Raw genomic sequence first — 20,436 nt, forward strand, 5'->3', positions numbered from 1 at the left:
TATTGGTCACTTTGCATCAATAATTTTCACTAAAGTAACCAAAAAAGAACTTTATGAATTATGTTGACATATCTTATATAAAGTCCTAATTTATACTCATTAGTATTTAATATATATTCAATGTAACTATATTTGGACTTTAATGATGGGGAACTTGACAGCATCAGCCCTTACTGAAGAAATTGGTGAACGCTTAAAACAAGCCAGACTCAATAAAGACCTCACTCAATCCGAGGTTGCCATGCTGGCAGGGGTCGCTCGCAAAACCGTTCTTAATGCAGAAAAAGGTAAAGTTCAGCTCGAAATATTTATCGCACTTTTGATGGCGCTAGAGTTAACGGAACAACTAGATTTATTTTTGCCAAAACAGCAAATATCCCCTTTGCAACTCGCAAAACTACAAGGAAAAAAACGTCAAAGAGCCTCAAAACAACGTCGCGACATAAATGAGGAGCAAACTGGATGGTAATGGAAGTCATCACTATCAAATACCATAATGATGAAGTTGGCGCGGTTAGTTTTGATACCGAAAAAGGCTTAGGTGCGTTTGAGTATGCACCAAGCTTCATAAAAAAAGGGGTTGAGCTTTCTCCCATCAAAATGCCATTGTCAAAACGCATTTATAATTTTCCTGCATTAAGCTATAGCACATTCAAGGGGTTACCCGGCCTCATTGCGGACTCTTTACCAGATGATTTTGGTAATGCGGTACTCAATGCCTGGGTAGCCGCCCAAGGCCGCTCGCCAAATGACATCACTCCTCTGCAGCGACTCCAATATACCGGTAAGCGAGGCATGGGGGCTCTGGAATACGCCCCAGCCACACAGTTCCGCAGTTTGAATGCATCACAGCCAATTGAAATTCAAGCACTGATAACCATTGCGCAAGAGATTTTGGATTCTCGCGGTCAATTTGAGGTCGAATTAAAACAGAATGAGCAGGAAGATCGCGAAGCAATGATGTCTTTGCTGTCGGTTGGTATGAGTGCTGGTGGAGCAAGACCCAAGGCCGTATTGGCTTTTAATGAAGAATTTACTCAGGTGCGTTCAGGGCAGACTGATGTACCAGATGGTTTTACGCATTATTTAATGAAATTTGATGGTGTTAGTGAGCACAACAAAAACCAAGAAACCTTTGGTGATCCGCTTGGCTATGGTGCCATGGAGTTCGTCTATCATTTGATGGCTAAAAAATGCGGTATTGATATGATGCCTTGTCACCTTCTTCAAGAAGGCAATCGCAGACACTTTATTACCCAGCGCTTTGATCGAATTAAAAATAAAAAAATACATGTGCAGACACTGAACGGAATAGCTCACGTTGATTATAAAAAACCTGGCTCATTTTCATATGCAGAGCTGTTTGGTACTGCTCGCCAATTGAAGCTTTCAGCACCGGAGGCAGAACAATTATTAAGACGTATGATTTTTAATATCATCGCGCGAAACCATGATGATCATTCAAAAAATTTTGCTTTTGCTCTAGCAAACGGAAAATGGTCTCTTACACCCGCTTATGATCTTGCCTACAGCTATAAACCTGGCAGCAAATGGGTAAACAGTCATTGGATGAGTTTAAATGGCAAAAGAGAGCATTTTAACCGAGCTGATTTTTACAGTCTTGAAAATCTTAGCCCGTTATTTAGTAAAAAGAAAATAGATAACATTATTGATGAAACCATTGAGCACGTATCTTGTTGGCGTCAACTGGCGAACGAATGGGAAGTGCCAAATACTCTAATAGAAGAAATCAACGACCATTTGCGTCTTAATATTTAAAATACGCACTAAGACGCATTAATTAAAAATGAATTCCAGTTTTTTTAAGGACTTAGAGCAGAAAAAAGCCACTTAAAATAGCTTTAATAGAATGGCATTTTAAGAATGGGATATTCTTGCAATTATGATTCTATCAATCATACCAGTTTTCTTACTCGTATGATTGTAGATGTTGTAAATCACTGATAAGTCGAAAATTTGACTCATCAATGACTTGGGGATAATGGCGGTGAGCAAGAGATTCGAACTCTTGATGCCTTTCGACATACACACTTTCCAGGCGTGCTCCTTCGGCCACTCGGACAGCTCACCAAAACCGATCAATACGCTCTGCGTAATGGGTGCGCATATATTAGTGATGGTGAACTATTTTTGCAACTGCTTTTTCAGGAATTATTGTTAAAAATTAATCCCTTACCCATTCTAATCTGTCTGCCAGTAAAGAATCAGGAAAAGACTTTGGTTGCTCTTTTGCTGTTCCGACATAAATCAGGCCAACTATCTGGTCATTCGACTCAAGCCCTAAAAGATCTTTTGTTTTCTGAGTGAAACAAGCAGGTCCACTGCGCCACATTCCGCCATAACCTAATGCATTGAGACCTAAGAGAACTTGCTGGGCAGCGGCTGAAGTCGCCATAACTTGCTCAATGGCTGGTACTTTAGGGTGATCTTGAATGTGTGCATAAATTAAAAGAACAGCCGGTGCTCGATATGCTTTTTTAATAAAAGAATCCATTTTACTTTCAGGTAAAGTATCGACTTCTGATAAAGCATGCTGCCAATATACTTGACCAAGCTTGGTACGCCCTTCTCCTTCATATATACGATAACGCCATGGTTTAAGGTTTCCATGGTCGGCAGCGCGACTGGCGGCCTCGAGAATCTCTTGCCATTCATTTTCTTGTGGTGCAGGTTCGGTTAAGGCCGGTTGAGATACACGATTACGTATAAATGTTAAAATTTCTTTACTCATAAAAAAACAAATTCCTTTAATATAAAAGCATGAGGATGGCGATACTCTAACATCCATCACATGTTAATGATAATGGATATCACATAAAGCCTTTTTAGGTCTAGGAGTTTTTATGTCAAAGTGGCTAATTTGGACGACGCTGGAACTAGCAACACTGCTTTTGGTGGGATGCATTACGCTTCTTTGGCTATCCCACTCACTAAAGAAAAAAATTGCCGCGCAAGAAGAGACTAATCAGTTAGATACAAGCACGGAAATTGAAGCACATCCACAAGGTGCATCACAAGAAGAAGACCAGTCCTATAAACATTTTGCGCAATATCTTGATAAGCAAATCAGTCATGCCGCTGAATCCATAAAGCCCAACATCATGGAGCCGCATCAAGTCAACACTCTGAAAATTTGGGGAACTGTATTAAAAGCTGAGCGCGCCATTGTGCTAAATCAGGTTAGTAAAAACCCAAAACCTATTTTATCGCGTTTTTTATCCAGTCTGCTGTACGCCCTATCTACGCCTAAATTGCAAACAACCAATCCTGACGATTTAACCAAAAATCTCAAAAGTATGGAGGAAGAGTTCTATCAAACCTCGGAATTGCTGATTAGCAAAGAAACTTTGTCTAAAAACCAACAAAGACTGAATGAAGATTTGCGTAAAAGCATTGATAATGCGGCTGCCAAATTGCAGCGTTTAAAAGTCAAAAAGAATGAACAACAAAGACTCCATAAAGAAGCTGAAGCGCTTAAAAAACGCATTTTACGACTTGAAGAGTTACAAAGCCAAGAAGCGGATCAGGCAAATGTCGTGACCATGAAAGCCAAAACAGCCACGAAATCCAGTGAGCAAAACCGCACCGCATCTTACAAGCAAATTATGTCATTAAATAGTTTGGCTGACCGACAACAAATGGTCATCGATCAACTCAGAAATGAACTTGAGCATGCTGGACACAATCCATCTTCAGAGCAAACGACAGAGGCGCAAAAAGTCGCTGTTACTAAATTAGAGCGCATGTCTCAAGAGTCACAAAGTCTTATTTTTCAATTAGAGGCCGAACTAGAAAGCTCCGATTTATCCATTGAATCACTTAGACAAGATATTCAGTCTAAAGACGAAAAATTAGCAGAAATGGAGAAGCAACTAAGCTCGAATAACGAAACCGTTATCGGCAATCTGCAAACTCTGTCTACTAACAAAAAAGCAGCATTAGGTTCACTAAAAGAAGGCTTGAGTAATGCCATTGAATCTAATTCAACAAATAATTTGCTTGAGCAGGAAAAAGACACTCAATCTTTAGAGCGCTTATTACAAGAGTCAGAAACTTGTGTCACCTTATTAGCACAAGAGCTGGAAATGGCAGAACAATCCAATAATGAGTTGCAAACTAAAATGGAAGCCCTCATTTTGAACACCCCTGATTTTGGCGCTAACTCTCTTCCATTGAGACAGGAGAAAGAGCGTAACCGCAAGCTGGCGCAAGCAACAGCTCAACTCAAAGATCAGTTGGCAACCCATATTAGTGAACAAGATTATCAGGAACTAAGGGTCAGTTATAATAAGAAGAGCTTGGAGTATGATCGTCTGCAACTTGCTTATTCTGATTTAGAAATGAAATATTTGGGTACATTAAACAAATAAGCTTCAATGCAAAGTGCATTGCTCTATGGGGTGTTTACGCCTTTATTTAGAGCGTGTGCTTTTGTCTTTGATACTTACTAAAAATTTATGCTTTATTAAAATTAAGCATTCTTTGAAGTGGAATTAACGCCTTTTCACGCAAAACATCAGATACTTCAATTTGCCCCGAGGTGTCTCTTAAAGAATTGCGTAACAGCTCAAGGCTATTCAACGCCATCCAAGGACAGTGCGCGCAACTTCGGCAATTGGCTCCTGAACCTGCGGTAGGCGCTTCAACAAAGCGTTTGTCAGGTGATGCTTGTTTCATCTTATAAAAAATACCACGATCAGTGGCTACGATATAAGTGCTATTTGGCATGGATTTAGAGGCCTTTAAAAGTTGAGACGTTGACCCAACCACATCGGCCACCTCTACAACAGACTCTGGCGATTCTGGGTGAACTAATACCGCAGCATCTGGGTAAATGGCTTTCAGATCCAGTATGCCCTTTGCCTTGAATTCTTCATGAACAATGCAAGCACCATCCCATAAAATCATGTCGGCACCTGTCTCTCGTTGGATATAACCACCGAGATGCTGATCAGGTGCCCAAATAATTTTTTCACCCTGGTCCACCAGATGATTCACGACATCGAGTGCAATACTGGAAGTAACAACCCAATCAGCACGTGCTTTTACTGCAGCCGATGTATTAGCATAAACCACAACAGTGCGATCAGGATGCTGATCACAAAACGCTGAAAATTCATCAATTGGGCAGCCAATATCCAAAGAGCAAGTGGCCTCCAGGGTTGGCATTAGAATGGTCTTTTCTGGGCTTAAGATTTTTGCAGTCTCACCCATGAATTTCACCCCAGCAACGACTAAGGTTTGAGCTTCATGGTTTGCTCCGAAGCGAGCCATTTCAAGTGAGTCAGCAATGACGCCACCCGTTTCTTCTGCGAGCTCTTGAATAGCATCATCCGTATAGTAATGAGCAACAAGCACCGCATTTTTTTGTTTTAGAAGTTGTTTGATTTCCTGGCGAATCTGCTCATTATCAACAACAGGCGATTCAAGACTTTTTTCAGCCTCAGCTAAATATTGTTGAACTGTGTTACGGAGAGTAGCTTTTGTGGAAGTATCAAACATCTTATTACCCCTGCTAAAACTGGGCGCGAAAAGTGCATTGCTAACAGAATGTATGGTGTCACGCCAAGCTATTATGGCGAAGTATCAAGATATAGCCAATGCCAAAAAAAGAAAATTGGTGGGTCGTACTGGATTCGAACCAGTGACCAATTGATTAAAAGTCAACTGCTCTACCAACTGAGCTAACGACCCAACGGGATGCGTATAATACAGAGCCCGTTGAGAATTGCAAGTTATTTAAGATTACTTAAATAACCGGCAGCTAACTTAGCTGTCTTACTGTTTGGAAAACGTTGAATGACGTCTTGCAGATAAGCTTTTGCCTGTTCTGTGTTACCCAATTGATCATTCACCGTGCCAAGCTTATAGAGAGCATCTTTTTCTTTACCGTGACCAGGAAATTTCTGGATAACAGTATTAAAAGACTCTAACGCCTCTTCCGATTTGCCTTGCACCAACTTAACTTCACCTAACCAATAGTAACCATTACCCGTTAACGTGTTGCTTGGGTACGCTACTACGAATTGACCAAACGCCTGCTCAGCTTGAGCAAAATCACGTTGATGAATTAAATTGTAAGCTTGGCTATAAGCCTCCTTCGCAGCAACAGATGGCACCCTTAGAGAAACAGGTGCTAGCGGTGTGGCAGGAAGATTTGCTGACTGATCGGAGCTTGGAGCAATTGGCTCAACCACTTGTTGAGAAGACTGAACTGGGCTTGATAGAACAGGTTGTGAAGAATATGTCACAGGTACTGCATCTTTTTTGGCGGACGCAGACATCAATAATGAAATGCGCTTATCAAGATCAATATAACGATCTCTTTGGCTTTGTTTCATTAATTTAAGTTCGTGGCCTTGTTGTTCTAACTGCCCTCTTAAATGCTGCACTTCTTGCTGTAATGTTTCCAGCTGAAACAACAAATCTGCAGCAGCACTAGGCGACAAACCTCCTGTAGGTTGACTTGATTCAGACAAAGCAAGTGGTGCTGTTAAAGACAGCACCACTGCTAAAGAGCGAATCTTTATGTCTTTGCTGTTCATTATTCGTAACGAACTTCAACACGACGATTAAGCTGCCAAGCATTATCATCGTGACCAAATGCAACAGGCACTTCTTCACCAAAGCTTACTGTTTCAATTTGAGAAGCAGCAACACCTTGGATTGTTAGATAACGACTTACCGCTTTAGCACGACGCTCACCAAGAGCCATGTTGTATTCACGAGTACCACGCTCATCAGCATGACCTTCAAGAACAACACGTGCGTCTGGGTTTGCTACCAAGTATTGGGCGTGCTTAGCTAAGGCTTCACGTGCCGCTGGACGAACAATAGACTTGTCGAAATCGAAGTAGAATACAGTCTCAACACCAGCAAGCATATCAGCCATTGATTCTTTTGTTGCTTCAGCAGAATCATCAACGATAACACTTGTAACAGCACCATCTTCACCAGCACCAAATGATTGGTCTGTAGATCCAGCAGCTGAATCATCAACTTGTTCAGTTGAAGCTGCATCTTCTGCAACAGTTGAAGAATCAGTATCTGTTGCTGTTGTACTACAGCCTGCTAGCCACGCAGCAGACAACCCAATTACAGCAAACTTACCCAGTTTGTTTACACTCATTATTCACTCCTCAATGTCTTTATTTGAAATACGGGGACCAAGATGGCTCACGTACATCTCCGTTTGCTGATGGTAACCTATATTTAACAAGCCCATCAACGGATACTACGGCTAAGATACCCTTTCCTTTATAGGTTGTGGCATATATCACCATGCTACCATTTGGCGCAATGCTTGGCGATTCGTCTAAGTAAGTCTCTGTTAGAATTTGAACTCGACCCGTTTTCATATCTTGTAACGCAATATGATAGTTGCCATCATTTTTCTGAACAGTCACAAGGTAACGACCATCAGGCGTCATTCTTGCTCTGGTATTAAGGTCGCCTTCAAAGGTCACCCTTTCAACCTGCTTACTATTAACATCTAATCGATAGATTTGTGGATTACCACCACGATCAGATGTGAAAACTATTCCTTTACCATCAGGCTCCCAACTCGGCTCTGTGTCTATCGCATAATGGTTTGTCATACGCTCTAATTTTTGTGTCGCAATATCAAGCGTATAAATTTCTGGATTGTTATCTTTTGATAACACGATAGCCAGTTTTTTTCCATCTGGAGACCAGGCAGGTGCACCATTTAGGCCTTTAAATTGTGCAATTTGCTGACGTTTACCAGAAGCTAACTCTTGTATAAAAATGTTAGGCCTTCTGTTACGAAACATAACATAAGCAATTTTGCGACCATCACTACTCCATGAGGGAGATAGAATCGGCTCTTTCGATTCCACAACTACCTGAGGCCTGTGACCATCAGCGTCTGCTACCTGTAATTTAAACAGCGGCGCTTTTCTGTCGCCCTCAGCAGTAACATATAAGATTCTAGTACTAAATGCACCACGAGAACCTGTTAATAATTCGTAAATTTTATCACTAATATAATGTGCGGCATCTCGGAAGTTATTTATTCCCACATCAATAGAAGAATGTTTTTGCACTGGCTTTTGACTTAAAACATTCAGTAATTCAAAACCAATTCTATATTTATTATTTGGCAATTTATTAACCGAACCAATCACAACATAATCGCTTTTTAATAAACGCCAGTCACGATAAAAAACATCTGCTTCTTTGCTTGGCATGCTCAGCATATTACTGCGCGGTATTGGTTGGAACAATCCGCTACGAGCTAAATCAGCCTCTACAATTTGAGCGATGTCTTCAGGTAAGGCTTCAACACCGTCATAACCAAATGGCACAACTGCAATGGGTAATAATTGATCTGCTCCACTGGTAATTTCAATTACTAATTGCGCTTTCGCTGTACTTACAAAAAAGAAAAAGACAAAAACAGCACTTAAGCATCGTTTAAACATATTAGTTTCTCAAGTCTTGCGGGTTAAAAATTAAATCTACTTTCCTGAAGTTACGCTCAAATATATATGAATCCACTTCTGCTAATTCCTCTATGCGCCTAACTTTATTAATAGCGTCTAACGCACGTTGATCAAATAAAGCGTCACCGCTTCCTTTTATCACCTGGGCATTCATTACTTCACCATTAGGTAAGAAATCAATACGCAATTCCGTTTTCATACCATTTCGAGCACTCGGCGGGCGACTCCAAGCGGCGGCTACCCTAGCATTAATCAAACTGCTAATCGACTGTACCATTTGGGTTTCTTCTGCCGCCAACCGTTTTGCTTCTTCTTCCGCTGCAGCTTTTTGTGCTGCAAGCTCCTTGGCGCGCTTTTCTTCTGCCAATCGTGCCGCTTCTTCTTGTCGCTTACGCTCTTGCTCAGCCAGTCTATCGGCCTCAGCTTGGCGAATTAAAGCTTCTTCTCGCTGTTTTTGTTGACGCTTGAGTTCTTGTTGACGCTTTTCTTCCGCTAAACGTTTTTTCTCCGCCTCTTGGGCTTGTTTTTTCTTTTCGGTTGCTTGGGCAATGCGTTTCTGCTCAGCGGCTTTTCTTTCAGCTTCTTGCTTTTTCTTTGCGGCGTCTTGTTCTTTTTTCCGCTGAGCTTGGGCCGCTTTCTTGCGCTTGTCTTCTAAGGCTTTTCTAGCAATCTCTTTTTTACGTGCTTGCTCAGCCGCCTTTTTCTTTTGTTTTGCAATGGCAGCCGCTTGTTTTTGAGCGGCTTTTTTCTCGGCCTCTCGCTGGCCTATGATAGTCTGCGAAACATCCACTACTTTCGCATTAACAATCACGGGACGTTTTGGCTCAGTTTTTTTACTGTCTGAAAAATCTACGGCCAATACCGCCGTTAATACAATACCAGCATGTAAACCTATTGCCAGTGCAACGGGCAAACTATAACTGTCACTACGCAACCACTTCATACTCAGTTATCCGGCTCTGTCACTAAGCCCACATTAGGCGCTCCAGCACCTTGTAATGCGACCATCAAACCTACAACGTCACCATAAGGAACGTTTTTATCTCCGCGAACTAATACTGACATACTGGGGTTTTGATTGAGAATTTTGCGAACTTTGGTTTGTAAATTCGATAATGAAATCGTTTCTTGCTGTCCACCCACATCTAAATAAAACTGACCAGTCGAGTCAACGGATGCTATTAACACGTCATTTTCGTCATTTTGTATTGGTGTTGCATTTGCATTGGGCAGTTCAACATCAACACCTTGAGTCAGCATAGGCGCGGTGATCATAAAAATCACGAGCAATACCAACATAACATCAATATAAGGTACGACATTGATTTCCGCCATTGGGCGACGTTTGTCTTTTCGTCTTGAGCGAGCCACTATGCTGCGCCTCCCTCTTTGACATGGACTTTACGGTGTAAAATGCTTGCAAACTCTTCGGCAAAATTGTCATAACTTGAACTAAGAGACTCTGCAGCTGTGGAGAAACGGTTATAAGCTACTACGGCCGGAATAGCCGCCGCCAAGCCTATCGCTGTGGCAATAAGTGCTTCTGCGATACCCGGGGCCACGCTGGCCAATGTTGCCTGTTGAACTTCAGCCAAACCGATAAAAGAGTGCATAATCCCCCAAACAGTACCAAATAAACCAACATAAGGACTGGTTGAGCCAACTGTCGCCAAGAACGGCAAATGTTGATCGAGTTTTTCTTCTTCACGATACAATGCCACCCGCATGGCTCTTTGCACACCATCCATAACAGCATCAGGGTCCACATTTTGGTTCTGTCTTAAGCGAGTAAACTCTTTGATTCCTGCGGTAAAAATGGTCTCCATGCCTTCAACTTTACGTCCTTCTTGAGTCAACTTGCGATACAACTGACTCAGATCCATACCGGACCAAAATTGATCTTCAAATTCAGAACGAATTTTCTTTGCTTGCTTAATAACTCGAATTCGTTGAAAAATAACAATCCAAGAAAACACAGAAGCAGCCAACAAGGTCAACATAACAAGCTGTACGACTAAACTAGCACTGGCGATTAAACCCCAAATTGACATTGTGGACCTCTATTTAAAATCGGTTGGTAATTGGTAATTAAAATGTTCATAAGCTCTTTTTGTCACTTGCCGACCACGCGGGGTGCGTATGACAAAACCCTGCTGTATCAAAAAAGGTTCGATAACATCTTCGATGGTATCTTTATCTTCACCAAGTGCGGCAGAAACACTGTCAAGCCCAACAGGTCTACCGTCAAACTTTTCTATCATAGTCAACAACATACGTCTATCTAAATGATCAAAACCCTGACTGTCTACACTTAACATATCTAATGCACGTTGAGCAACTTTTTGTCCAACTAGGTCGACTCCTTCCACTTGTGCAACGTCACGAACTCGTCGTAATAAGCGGTTAGCAATTCGAGGCGTGCCTCGTGAACGCCTAGCCACTTCAAAACTGCCTCTCTCGTCTAATTGAATGCCCATTTTAGACGCAGAGCGAGACACTATGGTGGTTAATGATTCAACATCGTAAAACTCAAGTCGCTGCACAATACCAAAGCGATCTCGTAAAGGCGAGGTTAACAAACCCGCTCGTGTTGTAGCTCCGACAAGCGTAAAGGGTGGGAGTTCAATTTTAATTGAACGAGCGGCAGGGCCTTCACCAATCATGATGTCCAATTGATAATCTTCCATGGCAGGATAAAGCACTTCTTCAATCGCCGGACTTAAGCGATGAATTTCATCAATAAATAAAATATCACCTTCATTTAAGTTGGTTAATAAGGCCGCCAAATCCCCAGCACGCTCCAACACAGGACCTGAGGTTGTTCTAACTTCCGCCCCCATTTCATTTCCGATGATGTGCGCTAATGTTGTCTTACCAAGCCCAGGTGGACCAAACACTAAAGTATGATCCAATGGCTCATTACGTTGTCGAGCCGCTTGGATGAAAATTTCCATTTGCTCACGCACAACGGGCTGGCCGATGTATTCTGATAAGGCTTGTGGTCGAATCGCTCGATCCACTTGCCGGTCGTTACCTTTTAGTTCGGCTGAGATAATACGATCTTGTTCAATCATTTTTACTTCCTCAACATTCCTTGTAGTGCGGCTTTAATAACAGACTCACTGTCTGCACTATCCATTGGCACTGCGGCAATGGCTTTGGCCGCTTCTTGGGGCTTGTAGCCTAATGCTATCAACGCTGCCTCAGCTTCCTGCCTTGGGTCAGCTTGAACTTGCTTCAATACCGCAGGCGTGGCAAACAAATCCCCTTTTGCAGCCTGACCAAGCTTATCACGTAATTCAATAATTAATCTCTCGGCGGTTTTTTTACCAACACCTGGAATGCGCGTTAATGCGGTGACATCCGAATCCTGTACATTAGCAATAAGCTCTTCCGCAGACATACTCGATAATATGGCGAGCGCCATTTTAGGGCCAATGCCATTGACTTTAATTAAGACCCTAAACAGCGCCCTTTCACTTTTATCGCTAAACCCAAAGAGAGTATGAGAATCTTCCTTAACAATAAGGTGGGTAAATAAAGTGACCCGCTCACCAACTTGCGGCAAATCATAAATGGTCGTCATAGACGCGCTAATTTCGTAACCAAGACCCTGTACATCAATCAATAATTCTGGCGGCGATTTTTCCGCCAAAGTTCCGGTAATTCGCCCTATCACAACACTTTCCTTACATCTTGTTCTGACCAACGTTTTGAACTTCGTCCGGCACGCTTACCTGTACCATATTCTAAACCACCAGATGTTCGGGTATTAGCATGACACAAAGCAATCGCCAAGGCGTCGGCGGCATCAGCTTGAGGCTTAGATGTTAAGCCAAGCAGCAATTGCACCATGCTTTGAACTTGTGCCTTATCAGCGCTGCCGGTACCCACTACAGACTGCTTCACTCGACGAGCAGCATATTCGTTAACGGTTAATTCTTGCAGCGATGCGGCGACGATCGCGGCGCCTCTGGCTTGGCCAAGCTTTAAAGCGGAATTGGCATTTTTTGCCATGAAGACCTCTTCGATAGCAAACTCTGTTGGTTGGTACTCTTTCAAAAGTGACTCAACCCCATTAAAAATATGCTTCAACCTCACGGACAGTTCTTCATCAGGTAAGCGAATACAACCACTGTTTACATACACTGGTTTGCCTTTAATAATATCGATAATACCAAAGCCAGTGACACGTGAACCTGGGTCAATCGCCATAATTCTAGTTTCAGTCATGGGTTTCTCATATGCACCATCATTACTGTATATTTCAACAGGGCTTTACACTAGATGCAATGTGTAAATACAAAAAAGGCCGCGAAGTAGCGGCCTTTTACGTTTTTCTTTCGTTTCCTTAACAGCAACCGCTTAATTTAAGCGATTCACTTGCAAAAAGTTATTCTGCAACCGGCTTACGAACACGAATGCTTAACTCTTTCAATTGCTTCTCGCTGACGTCACCTGGCGCTTGAGTTAACAAACAAGTCGCACTTTGAGTTTTCGGGAAAGCAATGACATCACGGATAGAGCTTGATCCTGTCATCAACATAACCAAACGGTCCAAACCGAATGCTAAACCACCGTGTGGCGGTGCACCAAACTTCAATGCATCTAGTAAGAAACCAAATTTCTCTTCTTGCTCTGCTTCACTGATGTTCAACAATTCAAAGACGGCTTCTTGCATAGAAGCTTGGTGGATACGAATTGATCCACCGCCCAACTCCGTACCGTTAAGCACCATGTCGTAAGCTTGTGACAAAGCATTTAATGGGTCTGCTTTCAACGCTTCAGGTGAGCAAGAAGGTGCCGTAAATGGATGGTGAATTGCGGTGATACCACCATCACTGGTTTCTTCAAACATTGGGAAATCTACTACCCACAATGGCGCCCATTCGCAAGTGTACAGGTTCATGTCTTCACCCAACTTACAACGCAATGCACCAAGGGCCTCATTAACGATTTTTGCTGAGTCTGCACCGAAGAAGATTAAATCGCCATCTTGCGCCTCTAGGCGCTCAAGTAAAGCCGCACGAACTTCAACTGGAAGGAATTTCACAATTGGTGATTGCAAGCCTTCTTCTAGGTTAGATTTGTCATTCACCTTGATGTAAGCCAAACCTTTAGCACCGTAAATACCAACAAACTTAGTGTAGTCGTCGATTTGTTTACGGGTTAAGCTGTTACCGCCTGGCACTTTAAGCGCCGCAACACGGCCTTTAGGATCCGTCGCTGGGCCAGAGAAGACTTTAAAATCAACGTCTGCCATCAAATCTGATACTGTGACCAATGTCAGCGGAATACGCAAATCTGGCTTATCACTACCATAGCTTTCCATCGCTTCTGAGTAAGGCATGCGTGGGAAAGCCCCCAAATCAATGTTCATTAACTCTTTAAATAAGTTAGTGATCATCTCTTCCGTCATTGCCATGATCTGCTCTTCGCTCATGAAAGAGGTTTCAATATCAACTTGAGTAAACTCAGGCTGGCGATCAGCACGCAGATCTTCATCACGGAAACATTTAGCAATTTGGTAGTAGCGGTCAAAACCAGACACCATCAACAACTGTTTAAACAATTGTGGTGATTGTGGCAGCGCAAAGAAACTGCCCTGCTGTGTACGGCTTGGTACCAAATAATCACGTGCCCCTTCAGGAGTTGCACGAGTTAGAATCGGTGTTTCAATGTCCAAGAAACCGTTGTCATCTAAGTAACGACGCAGTACGGACGTCACTTTAGAGCGAAAACGCATTTTTTGCTGAATCTCTGGGCGGCGCAAATCGATAAAACGATTTTTAAGACGAATGTCTTCACCAACCGCTTGGTGTTCATCCAACTGAAACGGTGGCGTTTGCGCTGCATTGAGTACTTCTAAGCTCGTACCCAAAACCTCAATTTCACCAGTACGCATGTTCGGGTTAATGGTTCCTTCCGGACGCGCACGAACCAGTCCTGTTAATTTGATTACGTATTCATTACGAACACTGTCCGCTAACGCAAAACTGTCTGCGCGGTCAGGGTCAAATACAACTTGAGTGATACCTTCGCGGTCACGAACGTCTAAGAAAATAACCCCACCGTGATCACGGCGACGATGAACCCATCCGCATAAAGTAATTTCTTGTGAAATGTTAGAAGCATTTAATTCGCCGCAATAATGGCTGCGCATAATTTCTTTCCTATTACTGTCTCAGTAAGAGAGTGATGTTCTTAGTGTGTTTTCCTGCCAACCAATCAATGTGAGCAACTCAGCATATTAATTTGTCAGGACAACAGAATATTTTAAGGCCAAGCATTATATGCGAAGCGAGTCCGACTCTCTATAGGTAGAGCCAAATTTGTCACAAGACAATGCAATTATTGAATCGCATCGATCTCAAATTCCGTTAATTTCCCAGATATAGTGATTGATACGCACTCTCCCTCTTCTTGCCCTATCAGTATTTTACCAACCGGAGTCGCAGGAGACACCAACACCAAAGGTAAATTTTGATACTCTAAAGCTAACCCGCCAGCGATGTTTGAGATGAAAAAAAATCGCGATGCTAGCTTACTGTCTACAGGAACAAGCCTCACTAAACTCCACAAACAAACCTTATCAATCACAGCAAACTTAACGGGCACTTGGCGACTAAATTGCAACCAATCATTTTCGCATTCGATTACCCGTTGGGATTGGCCGTGAGCCAAATAAGAGGATTCAAGACCAAAAGTATCGTATTTAGTTTCGGCGACACTTTCTTCATTGACGGCCGCCTCTCTTGCTTGAAGCGCAGCAGAACGGGCCGTTTTAAAACGTGCTTCAAGAGCGTTTACAAGCAAATTTATAACGTTCTGTCTGTTCATATAAGCGGTTATCCCCTCCAAAACTGGGCGCCATTCATCTCAATATGCGTAAAATAAATCATGCAAATAATGGGATCTTATAGGGCCATAAAATTATAGAGTTGACAAAGTCAACCCTAAAAAGTAAAATATAATCATTCTCAAATAGAGCCAAGTGCATGCAACATACTTTAAGCGAAGCATTACATAGCTTAATATTAAGCTACCGCAAGGCATTAAAGCAGCTTGCGATTGAGGCAGGGATTCTACTCCCTGTTACGCATATCAGGGCGCTAAAATGCATTACCAACATAGAAAACTGCAGCGCTCGAGACATTGCCCTAAAACTAAGGCTGGATAAATCTCAAGTGGCAAGACTTGTGAAAGACTTAATCGAGCAAGATTACATCGAAAAAGCCAAAGATCCGACCAATTATCGCTGCCAAGTTATCTCATTAACAACAGCCGGTAAAACTTTACATCAAAAAATCATTCGTATTGATACCCAAGCACGCACTCAGATGTGTGATGGCATGGCACAACAAGATATAGAAGGCTTTATTCAACTAACTGAGTTGATGAAAAGCAACCTAACTCAGTATTCAAAAGATTAAGGTCAAAATTATGAGCAGAATGCAACCTCGAGACTTTATCGTTATCCGCAAAGAATTGATCACCCCACACATGCTAAGAGTCACGCTTGGTGGGGAAAACATTCAAACCATCCCTGACAATCAGGAAAGCGGTTACGTTAAGTTAATTTTTCCAACCAATGGCAAGCCCTTGTTTCGGACTTATACCATTCGCCATCAACGTCACAATGAAATTGATATCGATTTTATGCTGCATGAGGATAGTGGTCCGGCATCATCTTGGGCAAAGTCCACTCAGCCAGGTGACACCATTTGTGTCGGTGGCCCCGGCCCTAAGAAAATGATTGCCGATTCAGGTGACTGGTATTTGTTGGTAGGCGACATGACTGCGCTGCCCGCTATCAGTGTCAACTTAGCTCAGTTGCCAAACGATGCAAAAGGTTATGCGGTTATCGAAGTCGTATCCGAGTCAGACATGCAGCCGCTAACACACCCAAAAGACCTTAGTATTGTATGGGCAATCAACCCTCAGCCAGGTCAACAAGCCGACTTTCTGTTAAAGCAGGTGCAGTCACTCGAGTGGTTGGATGGCTCGCCCGCTATTTGGACGGCTTGCGAGTTTAATAGCATGAAAAACCTACGAAACTTCTTCAAGAAAGACAAAGCGGTTTCAAAAGACAATCTTTATATTTCCAGTTACTGGAAACTGGGCAGCAATGAAGACCAGCATAAAGAAGTAAAGCGTCAAGATGCTGAGATGGCTTGATATCACTCATCACCCTTTTTTGAACCTTTCTAGCAAAACAAAAAGGCCTGCTCATAGAAGCAGGCCTTTTGCGTTAGCAAGTAAGCAAACCGTCTTTATAAACGGATGCTTTCTATAATTTGTTCTACCACCTCTTCGACCGCTGTTCCGTTAATCGAGTAATCGGCAATATTGTCATCGGAAACCAAGATTGCTACGCCGGTTTGGCGAACTAGATTGGCTTCCTCACTTGTTGCGTTAGCTTTCGCGAGCGCAGTGACACCGCGTCTTAGTAGCAAACGCTCAACCGCATCAGATTTCTCCAATACCACGGAGGATAAAGCAATAATGGCAGGTTTTTGACCCAGTCGTGCTGCACGATCTTCTGCACTGACAACCGATTCTTGATCTAGCTCAACGATCGCTTCTTCAACCATGCCAGCACCGACGGTGACATTGGTAAGGCGATCAATGATGACCAAAGCACCTGTCAAGCGGCTGTTTTGGTATTCATCAAACGCCACAGGTGTATCAAATTGCAATACAGCATCACCAATACCATTTAACTCAAGCTCAGCAATGGTGCTGTGCTCAAGGGTATTAACATCTATTTTATGATTAAAATGATGCACTTTACCTGGTACAGTCTGCGTACCTAGCTTGAAGTCATACAGCTTGCCCGGTACTAAAGGTTGTTCCGCCATCCACACAAGAGAGGCTCGTAGTGCCGATGAAATTAATGGCTCTTCATCAGCGTGTGACAACATATCGCCACGGCTAATGTCAATTTCATCTGTTAAGGTAATGGTGACCGCCTGACCTGCTTTAGCTGTCTCTAGCTCACCATCGAAGGTGACAATTTTATCTACGCTAGAGGTTTTTCCAGATGGCAAAGCAACCAGTTTGTCACCTGGTTTTACTTGCCCAGCTGCAATCGTGCCTGCGAAACCACGAAAATCCAGATTAGGACGGTTAACATATTGCACAGGCAACCTGAATGCCGCCTGCTTAACATCTCGATCAATTTTCACTGACTCAAGAATCGACATCAAAGAACCACCTTGATACCAAGGCGTGCTCTCAGATGGATTAACAACATTATCACCGCGCAAGGCTGACATTGGAACAAAGTGAATGTCACTAGGCTTGCGATCACCGAGCTGGTCTACAAAGTCTAAGTAATCCGCTTTGATATGATCAAACCTTTCTTTGGAGAAATCCACCAAATCCATTTTGTTAACGGCCACAACGACATGTTTAATGCCTAGTAGTGAGGCGATATAACTATGACGACGAGTTTGAGTTTGCACACCGTAACGAGCGTCGATCAAGATGATCGCCAAATCACAGGTCGATGCGCCTGTTGCCATGTTACGAGTGTATTGCTCATGCCCAGGTGTATCGGCAATGATGAATTTACGCTTTTCCGTTGAAAAATAACGGTAGGCCACGTCGATGGTAATGCCTTGTTCACGTTCAGCTTGCAAACCATCGACTAATAGTGCGAGATCAACTTCTTCGCCCTGTGTTCCAGATTTTTTACTGTCACGTTTAACCGCATCCAAATGATCTTCATAAATCAATTTAGAATCGTGTAACAAACGGCCGATTAAGGTACTTTTACCATCATCAACGTTACCACATGTCAGAAGACGCAATAGGTCTTTTTCTTCATGCTGCTTTAGGTAACCAAGTATGTCTTGGCTGATCAATTCTGACTGGTGAGACATGCTCTTTTACTCCAAACTTAGAAATAGCCTTGTTTCTTTTTCTCTTCCATTGACCCAGCAGAGTCATGGTCAATCATTCGCCCTTGGCGTTCTGAGCTCTTGGTTAGCAACATTTCCTGGATAATCTCAGGAAGTGTGTTGGCTTCAGACTCAACCGCCCCAGTCAGGGGATAACAACCCAATGTACGAAAACGCACAGATTTCATTTCAGGTTGTTCACCGTTTAATGGCATACGATCATCGTCAACCATGATCAAGGTGCCATCACGCTCAACAACAGGACGCTTCTCAGAGAAATACAAAGGAACAATTGGAATGCTTTCTAAGTAGATGTATTGCCAAATATCCAGCTCAGTCCAGTTAGACAAAGGGAAAACACGTATGCTCTCGCCTTTATTTACCTTACCATTGTAGATATTCCATAATTCAGGACGCTGGTTTTTAGGGTCCCAACGGTGTTGCTTATCACGAAAAGAGTACACACGTTCTTTCGCACGGGATTTTTCTTCATCGCGACGTGCGCCACCAAAGGCCGCATCAAAGCCATACTTGTCTAACGCTTGCTTTAGGCCTTGAGTTTTCATGACATCTGTGTGTTTCGCGCTGCCATGGGTAAAAGGGCCGATGCCTTGCTCAATGCCTTCCTGATTCTGATGCACGATCAGTTCGAGCCCAAGCTTCGCAACCATTTCATCACGGAACGTAATCATTTCCTTAAATTTCCAGCCTGTATCCACATGCATTAACGGAAACGGTGGCTTTCCAGGGTAAAAAGCTTTCATGGCCAAATGCAGCATGACCGCTGAATCTTTACCAATAGAATAAAGCATTACAGGATTATCAAATTCGGCAGCCACTTCACGGATAATATGAATACTTTCCGCTTCCAGCTGTTTTAGGTGTGTCAGTCTTGCCTCTGTCATAATGTCCCATCTCTAATATTAAGGCTTTAGCATTTCTCACACTATAACATGCCTTTAAGTTATAAAAACCACACCATCTAGACTTTAGTAGAATATGTATATTAAAAAAGCTATATAGACTTAACTTATGAAACATCATAAAAAAGGCTAAAGAGTCCCCCCCTTTAGCCTTTTTAAAATGCGATATCTTGCAGAAAACTACTGAGCGTTAAGTTGTTGCTCTAACATCAGCTGGTTAATCTGTTTGCGTAACCGAATGATCTCAGCATTGACCTGCGAACGGAACGCGTCGTTAGATTGGATCGCTTCCTGCTGTTGCTTCAAGGTCTGCTGCACTTGTGTTAAATCAGAGGCATCTGATGCATTGGCCTTTTGCTCAACTGTATTGAGTTGCTTTTGCAGTCGCCCAATTTCCTGTGAAACGCTTTCAACGCTCAAACCAAGTGCTTGTGTGGTACCTGTCTGCTCATTAAGAACTTTCTCAACGCTACTAAGTTGCGCTGCTTGCCCCTGAATTTTAACATTTTGACTTTTAACCTGATCCCCTAGGCCCTCTGTTAAACTATCAAGCTCGACCACTGTTGGTAATAGTTTGTTGTAAGCGGCCTCCAAATCACTGAACGCGCCATCTTGATGCGCAATACGTTTGGCTTGTGTTGACACATCGGCTTTCAACGTCTTGATTTGCTGCTTTAATAAATCAACAGCATCACTATTTGCAGCGATGGTTTTGCGGTTTCTATCATATGACACCCCCCACAGTTTACGAATCTCGCTCTCATGAGTTTTGAGTGTCTGTTCCACTGTTTGGCCCTGCTCATTGGCCGAGACATCCGCGGCCAACAATTGGTGATCAAGGTTTTCAATTTCGCTTTTTGCTCCGTAAAGCTCATTACGTAATTGTTGATTTTGCTGCCACAACCAAAAACCAGCCGCAGCAGAAAAGGCCAATATCAGAAACAAAAGAAGGTAAATACCGAATAAGCTTTGCTTCTTATGAACCACAGCGGGGGCATGAGCGGGTTGGGCAGGAGAAGGCGCTGGGCGGGCCTTTGGCGCGCTACTATTATGCCTTCTTTGGCTTACTTCATCTTGATCCAAAGTCATACTTGGGATCTCTACATCGTCGTCTCTTCGCAT

At 42.9% G+C, this 20,436-nt stretch carries 21 protein-coding genes and 2 tRNA genes; 5 read left to right on the top strand and 18 right to left on the bottom strand.

Going from position 1 to position 20,436, the window contains the following annotated elements; translation table 11 throughout:
* The first annotated feature begins 145 nt into the window (after window positions 1-145).
* Together MAR181_RS08970 and MAR181_RS08975 are read left to right on the top strand one after the other, a co-directional pair.
* Window positions 146-469: a helix-turn-helix transcriptional regulator gene (locus tag MAR181_RS08970; RefSeq protein ID WP_171810332.1), complete on the top strand. Its 324-nt coding sequence runs from the start codon at window positions 146-148 to the stop codon at window positions 467-469.
* Window positions 469-1,779, top strand: coding sequence for a type II toxin-antitoxin system HipA family toxin (locus tag MAR181_RS08975; protein ID WP_216086360.1), 1,311 nt, complete (start codon window positions 469-471; stop codon window positions 1,777-1,779). The genes MAR181_RS08970 and MAR181_RS08975 overlap by 1 nt, the downstream gene beginning before the upstream one ends.
* Before the next feature lie 224 nt (window positions 1,780-2,003).
* Here MAR181_RS08975 and MAR181_RS08980 read toward each other — a convergent pair.
* A tRNA-Ser gene (locus tag MAR181_RS08980) sits at window positions 2,004-2,091 on the bottom strand.
* Between the two features lie 94 nt (window positions 2,092-2,185).
* Entirely contained in the window at window positions 2,186-2,752 is a 567-nt protein-coding gene (locus MAR181_RS08985) for a nitroreductase family protein (protein WP_013796270.1), read from the bottom strand.
* A 112-nt stretch (window positions 2,753-2,864) separates the two neighbouring features.
* Here MAR181_RS08985 and MAR181_RS08990 point away from each other — a divergent pair, with 112 nt between their 5' ends.
* Entirely contained in the window at window positions 2,865-4,391 is a 1,527-nt protein-coding gene (locus tag MAR181_RS08990) for a coiled-coil domain-containing protein (protein WP_013796271.1), read from the top strand.
* An 85-nt stretch (window positions 4,392-4,476) separates the two neighbouring features.
* On the opposite strand, the gene nadA is transcribed toward MAR181_RS08990, so the two are convergent.
* From nadA to MAR181_RS09055, 13 genes are all read right to left on the bottom strand, one after another.
* Window positions 4,477-5,523 carry a quinolinate synthase NadA gene (gene nadA / locus MAR181_RS08995; protein ID WP_013796272.1) on the bottom strand — a complete coding sequence of 349 codons (1,047 nt, stop codon included), beginning with the start codon at window positions 5,521-5,523 and terminating at the stop codon, window positions 4,477-4,479.
* Between the two features lie 116 nt (window positions 5,524-5,639).
* Window positions 5,640-5,715: transfer RNA gene (locus tag MAR181_RS09000), tRNA-Lys, on the bottom strand.
* A gap of 41 nt (window positions 5,716-5,756) precedes the next feature.
* Window positions 5,757-6,566: a tol-pal system protein YbgF gene (gene ybgF, locus MAR181_RS09005; RefSeq protein ID WP_013796273.1), complete on the bottom strand. Its 810-nt coding sequence runs from the start codon at window positions 6,564-6,566 to the stop codon at window positions 5,757-5,759.
* Window positions 6,566-7,150 (bottom strand): peptidoglycan-associated lipoprotein Pal, encoded by a 585-nt coding sequence (pal, locus tag MAR181_RS09010; RefSeq protein WP_013796274.1) that lies wholly within the window; start codon window positions 7,148-7,150, stop codon window positions 6,566-6,568. Before pal ends, ybgF begins: the two co-directional genes overlap by 1 nt.
* 19 nt (window positions 7,151-7,169) lie before the next feature.
* Window positions 7,170-8,465 carry a Tol-Pal system beta propeller repeat protein TolB gene (tolB, locus tag MAR181_RS09015; protein ID WP_013796275.1) on the bottom strand — a complete coding sequence of 432 codons (1,296 nt, stop codon included), beginning with the start codon at window positions 8,463-8,465 and terminating at the stop codon, window positions 7,170-7,172.
* A 1-nt stretch (window position 8,466) separates the two neighbouring features.
* Complete coding sequence (locus MAR181_RS09020; protein ID WP_013796276.1) at window positions 8,467-9,429, bottom strand: cell envelope integrity TolA family protein; 963 nt, start codon at window positions 9,427-9,429, stop codon at window positions 8,467-8,469.
* A gap of 2 nt (window positions 9,430-9,431) precedes the next feature.
* Window positions 9,432-9,857 (bottom strand): protein TolR, encoded by a 426-nt coding sequence (tolR, locus tag MAR181_RS09025; protein WP_013796277.1) that lies wholly within the window; start codon window positions 9,855-9,857, stop codon window positions 9,432-9,434.
* Window positions 9,857-10,537 carry a protein TolQ gene (gene tolQ, locus MAR181_RS09030; protein WP_013796278.1) on the bottom strand — a complete coding sequence of 227 codons (681 nt, stop codon included), beginning with the start codon at window positions 10,535-10,537 and terminating at the stop codon, window positions 9,857-9,859. Before tolQ ends, tolR begins: the two co-directional genes overlap by 1 nt.
* 9 nt (window positions 10,538-10,546) lie before the next feature.
* Window positions 10,547-11,560, bottom strand: a complete 1,014-nt coding sequence (gene ruvB / locus MAR181_RS09035) for a Holliday junction branch migration DNA helicase RuvB (protein WP_013796279.1) — start codon at window positions 11,558-11,560, stop codon at window positions 10,547-10,549.
* 2 nt (window positions 11,561-11,562) lie between these two features.
* Complete coding sequence (gene ruvA / locus MAR181_RS09040) at window positions 11,563-12,165, bottom strand: Holliday junction branch migration protein RuvA (protein WP_013796280.1); 603 nt, start codon at window positions 12,163-12,165, stop codon at window positions 11,563-11,565.
* Window positions 12,162-12,719 carry a crossover junction endodeoxyribonuclease RuvC gene (gene ruvC, locus MAR181_RS09045; protein WP_013796281.1) on the bottom strand — a complete coding sequence of 186 codons (558 nt, stop codon included), beginning with the start codon at window positions 12,717-12,719 and terminating at the stop codon, window positions 12,162-12,164. The genes ruvA and ruvC overlap by 4 nt, the downstream gene beginning before the upstream one ends.
* 160 nt (window positions 12,720-12,879) lie before the next feature.
* A complete protein-coding gene (gene aspS / locus MAR181_RS09050) occupies window positions 12,880-14,649 on the bottom strand; it encodes an aspartate--tRNA ligase (RefSeq protein ID WP_013796282.1) in 1,770 nt (589 codons plus the stop codon).
* A gap of 188 nt (window positions 14,650-14,837) precedes the next feature.
* Window positions 14,838-15,326, bottom strand: a complete 489-nt coding sequence (locus tag MAR181_RS09055) for a GreA/GreB family elongation factor (protein ID WP_013796283.1) — start codon at window positions 15,324-15,326, stop codon at window positions 14,838-14,840.
* Between the two features lie 158 nt (window positions 15,327-15,484).
* Between MAR181_RS09055 and MAR181_RS09060 the strand changes: the two genes are divergently transcribed.
* Both MAR181_RS09060 and MAR181_RS09065 read left to right on the top strand, forming a co-directional pair.
* Entirely contained in the window at window positions 15,485-15,919 is a 435-nt protein-coding gene (locus MAR181_RS09060) for a MarR family winged helix-turn-helix transcriptional regulator (RefSeq protein ID WP_013796284.1), read from the top strand.
* 10 nt (window positions 15,920-15,929) lie between these two features.
* On the top strand, window positions 15,930-16,664 hold the full coding sequence (locus tag MAR181_RS09065) for a siderophore-interacting protein (protein ID WP_013796285.1): 735 nt from the start codon (window positions 15,930-15,932) through the stop codon (window positions 16,662-16,664).
* A gap of 95 nt (window positions 16,665-16,759) precedes the next feature.
* On the opposite strand, the gene cysN is transcribed toward MAR181_RS09065, so the two are convergent.
* The 3 genes from cysN to MAR181_RS09080 all read right to left on the bottom strand — a co-directional run bounded on the left by cysN (window position 16,760) and on the right by MAR181_RS09080 (window position 20,436).
* Window positions 16,760-18,373 carry a sulfate adenylyltransferase subunit CysN gene (gene cysN, locus MAR181_RS09070; RefSeq protein ID WP_013796286.1) on the bottom strand — a complete coding sequence of 538 codons (1,614 nt, stop codon included), beginning with the start codon at window positions 18,371-18,373 and terminating at the stop codon, window positions 16,760-16,762.
* Window positions 18,374-18,390: 17 nt separating this feature from the next.
* Window positions 18,391-19,296 (bottom strand): sulfate adenylyltransferase subunit CysD, encoded by a 906-nt coding sequence (gene cysD / locus MAR181_RS09075; protein ID WP_013796287.1) that lies wholly within the window; start codon window positions 19,294-19,296, stop codon window positions 18,391-18,393.
* Window positions 19,297-19,494: 198 nt separating this feature from the next.
* Window positions 19,495-20,436: a hypothetical protein gene (locus MAR181_RS09080; RefSeq protein WP_144011230.1), complete on the bottom strand. Its 942-nt coding sequence runs from the start codon at window positions 20,434-20,436 to the stop codon at window positions 19,495-19,497.

It is taken from the genome of Marinomonas posidonica IVIA-Po-181, from assembly GCF_000214215.1.
Lineage (GTDB): Bacteria > Pseudomonadota > Gammaproteobacteria > Pseudomonadales > Marinomonadaceae > Marinomonas > Marinomonas posidonica.